Source organism: Actinomycetota bacterium, from assembly GCA_018830725.1.
Lineage (GTDB): Bacteria > Actinomycetota > Humimicrobiia > JAHJRV01 > JAHJRV01 > JAHJRV01.
Map to the genome: position 1 here is coordinate 1 of JAHJRV010000055.1, position 9,555 is coordinate 9,555.

Annotated in this window: 6 protein-coding genes and 2 rRNA genes; 3 read left to right on the plus strand and 5 right to left on the minus strand. The window is 30.8% G+C overall.

Going from position 1 to position 9,555, the window contains the following annotated elements; all coding sequences use genetic code 11:
* Window positions 1-110 precede the first annotated feature (110 nt).
* From fusA to KKC53_02730, 3 genes are all read left to right on the plus strand, one after another.
* Window positions 111-2,189, plus strand: coding sequence for an elongation factor G (gene fusA / locus KKC53_02720; protein ID MBU2598080.1), 2,079 nt, complete (start codon window positions 111-113; stop codon window positions 2,187-2,189).
* A 221-nt stretch (window positions 2,190-2,410) separates the two neighbouring features.
* Entirely contained in the window at window positions 2,411-3,442 is a 1,032-nt protein-coding gene (locus KKC53_02725; GenBank protein MBU2598081.1) for a 6-phosphofructokinase, read from the plus strand.
* Window positions 3,443-3,536: 94 nt separating this feature from the next.
* The gene (locus KKC53_02730) at window positions 3,537-4,217 is read left to right on the plus strand and encodes a rhomboid family intramembrane serine protease (GenBank protein ID MBU2598082.1); all 681 of its coding nucleotides are present in this window, start codon (window positions 3,537-3,539) and stop codon (window positions 4,215-4,217) included.
* Window positions 4,218-4,324: 107 nt separating this feature from the next.
* On the opposite strand, the gene KKC53_02735 is transcribed toward KKC53_02730, so the two are convergent.
* From KKC53_02735 to KKC53_02755, 5 genes are all read right to left on the minus strand, one after another.
* The gene (locus KKC53_02735) at window positions 4,325-6,478 is read right to left on the minus strand and encodes a DUF4910 domain-containing protein (protein ID MBU2598083.1); all 2,154 of its coding nucleotides are present in this window, start codon (window positions 6,476-6,478) and stop codon (window positions 4,325-4,327) included.
* Window positions 6,479-6,590: 112 nt separating this feature from the next.
* A complete protein-coding gene (locus KKC53_02740) occupies window positions 6,591-7,865 on the minus strand; it encodes a coproporphyrinogen III oxidase family protein (protein ID MBU2598084.1) in 1,275 nt (424 codons plus the stop codon).
* Between the two features lie 9 nt (window positions 7,866-7,874).
* Entirely contained in the window at window positions 7,875-8,756 is an 882-nt protein-coding gene (locus tag KKC53_02745) for a radical SAM protein (GenBank protein ID MBU2598085.1), read from the minus strand.
* 116 nt (window positions 8,757-8,872) lie between these two features.
* Window positions 8,873-8,989: ribosomal RNA gene (rrf, locus tag KKC53_02750) — 5S ribosomal RNA — on the minus strand.
* A gap of 129 nt (window positions 8,990-9,118) precedes the next feature.
* Window positions 9,119-9,555: ribosomal RNA gene (locus KKC53_02755) — 23S ribosomal RNA — on the minus strand; the annotation flags it as partial.

Here is a 9,555-nt window from a genome sequence, read left to right on the forward strand (position 1 = left end):
AATTATTAAATATATGAGATAATTAAAAAATAAAAAGTAAATAATAAATAGAAAGGAGGATGGCTCTTATTACCCATCTTAGCAAAGGGGTTTTAGAGTCATATTTTTAAATGAAAATTATTAGTCCTGAAAATATTAGAAATGTTAGTATTGTTGGTCATAGTGGAACTGGAAAAACATCGCTAGTAGAATCAATTTTATTTGATTGTGATGAAATAAATAGAAGAGGTAGTGTTGAAAAGGGAACTACTACAACAGACTTTGAACCTGAGGAGATTAAGAGAACTATAAGTATAGATAATTCCATTGCTCCATGTAATTTGAAAGATCACAAGATCAATATTTTAGATACACCTGGATATTTAGACTTTGTGGGAGAGCTTCTAAACTCACTTAGAGTATGTGATGGAGTTGTCCTTCTATGTGATTCTATTGTTGGTGTTGAGGTTGGAACTGAAAAAATCTGGACATACTGTGAAAATTTAGAAATTCCCATAATTATTACCATTAACAAAATAGATAGAGAAAGTACTGATTTTTATAAAGTTTTGGATCAATTAAGAAATATCTATGGATCACAGGTAGTTGCACTAAATCTACCAATAGGAAAAGAAGATGATTTTAAAGGATGGGTAAATTTATTAGAACAAAAAGCATTCATATACGAATCTGAGAAAAAAATTAAAGATACAGAAATTCCTGAGGAAATGATAGAAAAGGTAAAAAGTCTTAGAGAGAATTTAATTGAAACAATTGTAGAGACTAATGATGAGATGCTTATGAAATATCTTGATGGTGAAGAACTTTCTCAAGATGAACTTAAAGAAGCATTGGGAAGTGCTGTAAAAAATAGAAAAATATTTCCTGTTACTTGTAGTTCAGGATTAAAAAACATAGGCACAGAACCAATATTAGACATGATAATTGATCTTCTCCCCTCACCTTTAGAAGTTGCAAAAATATCAGGTAAAGACCCTAAATCAAAAGAGGATAAAAAAATAGAAGCTTCACCCAAATCACCATTTCTAGCATATGTTTATAAAACTATGGTTGATCCTTTTGTGGGAAAATTATCTATGTTCAGAATTTACACTGGTGAGATAAATTCCAATTCTGTTGTTTTTAATGCAAATAATAAAAAGAGTGTAAAACTTAGTAATATGTACATTACAAAAGGTAAAACTCAGACACAAATAGATAAAGCTTCTATTGGAGACTTTGTTGCGGTATCAAAATTAGAACATATTTCAACCGGAGATACTCTATGTGACTCTAAAAATCCAATAGTACTTGCAAAAGTTGATTATCCTCCTTCAATGGAAAATACTGCAATTGCACCATTATTAAAAGGTGATGAAGAAAAAATATCAAATGGACTCAGTAAGTTAATGGAAGAAGATCCTACATTCTCACATGGGATGAATTTTGAAACAAAACAGCACCTGATATACGGAATGGGAGATGTTCATCTTTCTGTAATAATAGACAAATTAAAAAGAAAATTTGGTGTAGGAGTAAAACTTATAAAGCCTAAAGTAGCATATAAAGAAACAGTAAGAAAAACAGTTAAAGTAGAAGGAAAATATAAGAAACAATCAGGCGGAAGAGGTCAATATGGTCACGTTTGGTTAGAAGTGAAACCTCTTGATAGGGGCACAGGTTTCGAGTTTATTGAAACTATATTTGGTGGAGCGATACCAAAAGGTTATATACAGGGAGTTGAAAAAGGAGTAAGAGCTGCATTACAGGAAGGTGCAATAGCTGGATATCCTGTTACAGATATTAGTGTTAATTTATATGATGGTTCATATCATTCAGTAGATTCATCAGAAATAGCATTTAAAATAGCATCAGCAATGGCTTTTAGAAAAGGAGTTCTCGATGGAAATCCTGTTCTACTTGAACCAATCATGGAAGTTGAGGTTGAGATTCCTGATGACTATGTTGGGGATATTATGGGTGACCTTAATGCAAGAAGAGGAAAGATATTGGGTATAGAACCTGAAAAAAATATAAAAAAAATAAAAGCTTTGGTTCCACAAGCAGAAATGTTTAATTATTCAAAAGATTTGAGGTCAATAACTCGAGGAAGAGGCAGTTTCAGTATGAATATATCACATTCAGAGGAAGTACCACCTCATATTCAAGAAAAAGTGATAGAAGAATCAAAAAAAGAAAAAATTAATTAAATAACCTTTGAAAGATTTGGGCATAGTTTCTTGACTAAATGTCTTCGAAACCATGCCACAAATCTACTAATAAAAATTAATTTTAAAAAATAAATTTTAATATTGTTTTATTGAGAAGAACAATATTTATGATTTGTCATTGCGAGGGACAAAGTCCCGAAGCAATCTCATTCAGAAATGAAATAAATAACTTTTTGGAAAATAAAATAAGGGGGTAAAAAATGGCTATTAAAAGAATAGGTGTGCTTACAGGAGGAGGAGATGCACCAGGTTTAAATGCTGCAATTAGAGCAATTGTAAGAAAAGCTCTTAAATATGGATATGAAGTATATGGAATTAAAAATGGATGGTTGGGTCTTATTGATGGAGATATTGAGAAATTAGATATTGATTCAATCTCAGGAATATTACATGTTGGAGGAACATTTTTAGGAACTTCAAGAACCAATCCTTATAAAAAAGAAGGCGGAGTTAAAAAAGTTCTCGATAACATAAAAAAATTCAAACTGGATTGCCTTATAACTCTGGGCGGTGAGGATACTAATTCTGTATCTTATAAATTATATGGAGAAGGTGCAAAGTGTGTTGGTGTACCAAAAACTATTGATAATGATATATCTGGAACAGATTATACTATTGGATTTGATACTGCTCTATCAATAGCAACTGATGCTATTGATAACCTTCATTCAACAGCTGTTTCTCATCATAGAGTAATGGTAGTAGAAGTTATGGGAAGAAATACAGGCTGGATAGCAATACTTGCAGGTTTAGCTGGGGGAGCTGATGTTATTTTAATACCAGAATTTGAATTTGATTTTGATGAAATAATAAATAGAATTGAGGAAAGAAAAAACAGAGGAAAAAATTTCTCTATAGTAGTAGTCGCGGAAGGTGCAAAGCCCTCACCAGAAGCTGAACAAATTATAAAAAGTAAAGAAGTAGATGAATTTGGACATGTTATGTTAGGTGGAATGGGTAAGATTATAAGAAATAGATTGAAAGAAGCTGGATATGAAACAAGAGATGTAATATTAGGTCACCTTCAAAGAGGTGGAAAACCAACAGCATTTGATAGAATCCTTGCACTAAAATTAGGAGCAGCAGCTGTTGATTTAGTAAAAGAGGAAAAATTCAATAGAATGGTTGTTTTAAGAGGAACTAAAATAATGGATATTCCTATTGAAGAAGCAGTAAAACAAATAAAATATGTGGATAAAGAACTTTACGAACTCTCCAAACTATTTTATTAATGGTCAAGTCCTAAACTATTAGATTTTTATTAGAAATATATAAATAGGTTAATTTTATACAAAAAAAGACTATATTCTGAAGGAAGAAAAATAGGTGGTTATTCCCATATCAGATGATTATCCAACAAAAGTTAAACCGTTTTTAACTTTTATAATTATTGCATTTAATATTATCCTTCATTTTTGGGTACGCTTAAGTACATTAAATCTTCAGAATTTTATTAATAAGTGGGGATTTTCACCCTCATCCTTAGCTTTACTACCCTCCCTTATGCCAATTATTACTATGCTTTCATCTATGTTTTTGCATGGAAATTTTTTACATTTATTATTTAATATGTGGTTTTTATGGATATTTGGGGACAATATTGAAGATGCCTTTGGTCACTTAAAATTTCTAATTTTTTATTTTCTTTGCGGAATAGTTGCTATACTAGGACATACTCTCTTTTACCCACAAAGTTCACAGCCTATTATTGGTGCAAGCGGAGCGATTTCTGGAGTTATGGCAGCTTATTTATTGCTTTACTGGAAATCCTATATCAAAGTGCTTTTATACTTTACTATAACGAGAATACCTGCATTAATTTTTATAGTTTTATGGTTTATATATCAATTAGTTTATGGAATGAGTTCTTTGGCATATCCTGAGCTTTGGGGAAATGTTGGTTGGTTTGCACATATTGGTGGATTTTTAATGGGAATAGTCTTAACAATTCTTCTACCTAAAAATCCAAAAAGATATATAAAAAGATACAGAAGAATAGAGATCTAATAATTTTTCTTATCTCAAATAGATTAACAGATGATTCACAAAGAAAAAATAGACATTAAAGTACCCTCTAAATCAGAGTGGATCAAAACTTTTTTGTAGTAATTATTTTATTTTACAATTTTTGATTTTATTAATTTACATTTAGATAGAAAATTAAAATATTTAACTAAAAATTCTGTATTTCTCAAACCCGATTCAAGTTCAACTAAATCTGCGATTTCTGATAATTTTCTTTTACCATCTGCCCAATAAAGAGCAAGAGTTCTTATTAAATCAAATGTTTCTGCATTTTCCTTTTTAAGTTCAAAATATTTTTCCTTTTGTTCTTTACTTAATCTATTTAAGATATTCATTTCAAATATAGGTCCTTTATATATCCTGCTTATAATATTTTTATCAGCAATATCCTCCCATTTGATTTTTTCTTTATCTCCAAATTCTTTAATTAATCCTTTATTTTTTGTTTTTTCTTCCCCCATTTCCTCACATATTTTTGAAATCTCTTTTTTATCAAGACCAAAATCCTCATAAATTACTTTTTTTGTTCTTTGCAATTCTTTTATTTTAAATTCTTCAAGCTCCTCATTATATTTATCAACATTAATAGGAGATAATTTTTTAAGCGAAATAAATGCATTTTTCTGACAGTTAATGAAATAGTTAAGTTTTTTCTCAAGATTTATTACTTCAATTGCAGTATTCTTTAATATCTTCTCATCTTTAATCTTCTCTCTGATTGTTTTTGCTGCAATATTCTTTTGTGTTGGTTCTACTTTAAACTTCTTGAATTCTTGAATAGCTGAAATTCTGGTTATTTCATCTTGAATGAATTTTAAGATTTTTCGTTTAAATTTAGACATCATCTCATTGGCTAGCCATATTACTTCCCTTTCACCCACATTTGCCAAAAAATAAGCATATGTAGCAGCAATAATACCTGTTCTTTTTAACATCTCTGGGTCAACTTTTTCTAAAGTATCTAAATTTGTGTGATAGAATTTATCAGGCCATTGAATAAGCATCGGGCATGGAATTCCTACTGTAGGATCAGAGAGAATATAATGGTCACTTCCACCAGAAAATGGGGTAGTTGCGTATTTAAAAGAAGCAAATCTTCCAGCTCCAAAGGGATTTTTTGTATCTTTAGTAAATTCATCCCTTATTCTTTCCACTAAATCGTTTACAAAACTACTATTTGAATCTGGTGTTTTCTCTATGAGAAAGGAGCTTTTACATATATCCTGGTTTTCCCCAACCATATCTAAGTTTATACCAGCTATCATTTTTGATATTTTATCTTCAAAAGTAACTAAAAATTGAATAGTTCCATTCATCTCTGGAACCCAGAGAAACCTAATGCTTCTTTTGGGTTTTTGAAGTTTTCCTTCATTAATTAATTTATTAATAGTTCTTGCAATCTCTAAATTAGTAGCACTTCCTGAAGCATTATCGTTTGCTGTTCCCTGAGGATGACAAAGATGAGATATGATAATTATTTCTTTATCTGTCTTACCAGGAATAATTGCAGATACAACCTCAGCTTTACCTTTATAGAATTTACTCTTTACCTTAGCTTTTACTCTTATTGGCGATTTATTGTTTTTAATCCTTTCCCTTATAAGCTCCCTTAACCTCTCTCCCTCTTTTGGTGAAAGGACAAACCCAAAACATTTCTTATCCCCTTTGTGCCACCAAAATGATGAATATTGAACAGCATCAGGAATATCCATACGATGTCGAATAGGCTTAACTTCTTTTATACCATCAAATATAATGCCTATTGCTCCAAATTTTTCAATGGCTAAGTAATAAATTATCCTTATATCCCCTTTAGTTAAGACAATCTTTCCCTTTACATCAATACCCTCATAATCAGATATATTTTCACCATCCTCAAGAATTACAATCTCAGCTTCACATTCAGTTGAAGCACTTCTTTGAATTAAAGATATTTTAAGATCATTATAATCTGCTAACTTCTTTCTATATCTTTCAGGTTCAATAATATAAAGATTTGCTTCTGATGCATCCCATTCCTCAAACATATCTAAAGACCAATATCTGCTCTTTCCATCAGCTGGAAAAGATAATATCTCAGCTTTTATATTAGATTTAGATAAAACCTTATGACAATATTTAGCAGCTTCACGAAAACCAGGACTTGCTTGAATTCTATGATAGCTCATTATTTTACTTACAAACTGCTTTGCTCTATCACCTGAAAATTCCTCATCTATACACCTTAAAACTTTTTTGAACATAATAGATCTCCTAAAAATAATTAATCTTTTAAAATGAATTTTTCAATTTATAAGTTAATATTATAAATAAAAAATAATTAAAATAACTGAAAAAAAATTAAAATTTAATACATTATATTCTGATCTCATTTGGCCATGGTTTTTTCATTGCAACAGACCATATTTTATTAATGTAGTTGAGTACAAAGTAATTTTGTATTAAGTGAAGCCAGAAAGCACCCCTTTTAGATAAGAAAATATTTTCTGCATCTTCTTTACCTAATTTTAATATATTGATCAACCATAATAACAATTGAATATTCTTATCATTTTTACCAAATAGCTCAAAGAGCTGTCCTTTTGGAATATATGTGTCATAAAATCGCCAATAAAGCCAATAATATCGAGTCATTGAGTCTGTAAAGTCCATTTTTAAAGCTACTGGTAGTTTTTCATTAAAACAAGTTTTAATATATTCTTTAATAGAGAATGTATTCAAATAGAATGTTTTAGATATATGTGAACCAGCGCCAGCACCAAAGCCAATGTAATTATCTCTGGTTACTGAGGAATATCTATAAACATCATTTCTAATAAATCCCCAAACTGATACTCTCTTAAAACCATTATCGATACAGAAATCATGTATTGCATAATACATACTTTTTCTTGTAATTATATTTGGCATTTTGACCCTTTTAAGATTAAGGTATTTTCCTACAGTGGAATAAGGAAAAGTAAAAAGTGGATAGAGGGTAACTTGATTTACACCAGAATTAATAGCTTTCTTTAGATCTAATATCACTTCTTTTACTGTTTGACCTGGTAAAGAAAACATAAGGTCAATATTGATGGATTTAAAATTTGAGGATAAAAGCAATTCTATTACCGGATATAAGATACTCGCTTTGTAATTCCTTCCTATTAATTGAAGATATTTATCATCAAAACTTTGCACCCCAAGACTAACTAAATTAACACCATAACTAACCAATTTACTTACTGTTTCTTCATTTAAATCAGAAGGAGTAGTCTCTATGCAAATATTACCAGTTATAATGAAACGGTCTCTGATTCTTCCTAGAATCACTCCTAACTCATCTATTAGATTTGTAGGTGTCCCACCACCTATATAAATAGAGGTGATTTTAATTCTTCCCAAGCGATTATAGTACTGTTCTATTTCTGCAAGTATTGCCTCTAAATATGGTCTAACTAAGTTCTTATCATACATTATCTTATTATAAGGACAGTAAGGACATTTATTTTTACAAAATGGAATGTGGATATACATATCTATTTTTTCTATTGATGGCAACTTTATATCATCTATTGGTTTAAAGATAAATTCCTGTCTTGACCCAACTAAATAACGCCTTATAGCTCTTGTTATGATTTGTGTTAACATATATACTCACTAAAATTTTAATAAATTCCTGATTGCGCTAAACTTCAATTTTTGAGCTTCTGTTATTTCTGTAAGTGTACAATAACCACAATTTTCACAAATATTTTTAGCTCTAAATCTGCAACATATATAATCACCATCTATATCTGTCATTGCACCAAATCTATTTGGTCTTTTCCATTTTCCAGATTTCAAAGCATTTAATCCCGCATAGGAATTGAAAACTGGTAATTTCATCCTTTTATATTGAATGATTTTTTCAATAATATCTCTTCTGTCTTCAAAATCTATAAATAACTCATCGTAACCATAATAAGGTGTATGAAAAAAGAAAACTACTCCAAGATTATTTAATTGTTGATTTTGAGTAAATATTAAGAATCTTTTAATCGCTTCTTTGTTGATAGTGTTAATTGTATATACAATGCAAATTTTGGGATGAGTAGACTTTTTAATATTTCTTATTACTTTTTCAAAATGATCACCTCTAATTTTGGCATATTCTTCCTTTAATCCATCTACACTCACCCAGAGAAAATCAGCATGAGATTTTAAGGGAAATAATCCATTTGTATAAATATGAACATGAAAATATCCGATTTCTTTTGCTTTATCCACTACATCATTTAAGATATATTTTCCATCATTCCATAAAAATGGCTCACCGCCTTCGATATAGAGTTCCCTAAATCCTATTTGATAATACCTCTCTAACCTGTTTAATATTCCCTTCATAGTTAAATCGGGTTTTGCTCTATTTGAAATACGGCAATGTTTGCAGGATAAATTGCAACGGTCATTAATAACTAACCCTAAGATAAGTGGAATGTCCTTTTGAAGAATAAAAAATGGAAATGCATACTTTAAATAAAAAATAAATTTTTTAAGCATCCTGAAAAGATCTTTTAGATACCTTTTTACTAAATTACATAATTCTTTTTTATGCAAAATATTAAAAAAGAATAATGGTAACTTCTATTATAAGCTATTTAAATTTATTCCAAAAAAATCGGCAGCTACCTACTCTCCCACACCGTCTCCAGTGCAGTACCATCGGCGCAAGAGGGCTTAACTACCGTGTTCGGGATGGTAACGGGTGTATCCCCTCCGCTATAGCCACCGTTAAATATATAAAATATTAATTTTTTAATTATCTTAACTGTCAAAAAAATCTTAAATATCTATATTAGATAATATAGATATTTAAGATCTAAACTATACTTTCAAAACTTCATAGTGAATGTTTTAGAAATAAAATCAAGTCCTCGATCTATTAGTACTGGTCGGCTGAATGCATTACTGCACTTACACCTCCAGCCTATCAACCATGTAGTCTACATGGGATCTTACTCTCTTACGAGATGGGAGATCTAATCTTGGGGTGGGTTTCCCACTTATATGCTTTCAGCGGTTATCCCTTACAGACGTGGCCAATCAGCAATGCTCTTGGCAGAACAACTGACACACCAGCGGTCTGCTCATCCTGGTCCTCTCGTACTGAGGATCACTCCCCTCAAATCTCCTACGCCCACAATAGATAGGGACCGAACTGTCTCACGACGTTCTAAACCCAGCTCACGTACCGCTTTAATTGGCGAACAGCCAAACCCTTGGGACCTTCTACAGCCCCAGGATGCGATGAGCCGACATCGAGGTGCCAAACCTCCCCGTCGATATGGACTCTTGGGGG

Coding starts and splice junctions, on each gene's coding strand:
- fusA (MBU2598080.1), top strand. CDS start 111: ATGAAAATTATTAGTCCTGAAAATATTAGAAATGTTAGTATTGTTGGT.
- KKC53_02725 (MBU2598081.1), top strand. CDS start 2,411: ATGGCTATTAAAAGAATAGGTGTGCTTACAGGAGGAGGAGATGCACCA.
- KKC53_02735 (MBU2598083.1), bottom strand. CDS start 6,478: ATGTTCAAAAAAGTTTTAAGGTGTATAGATGAGGAATTTTCAGGTGAT.
- KKC53_02740 (MBU2598084.1), bottom strand. CDS start 7,865: ATGTTAACACAAATCATAACAAGAGCTATAAGGCGTTATTTAGTTGGG.
- KKC53_02745 (MBU2598085.1), bottom strand. CDS start 8,756: ATGCTTAAAAAATTTATTTTTTATTTAAAGTATGCATTTCCATTTTTT.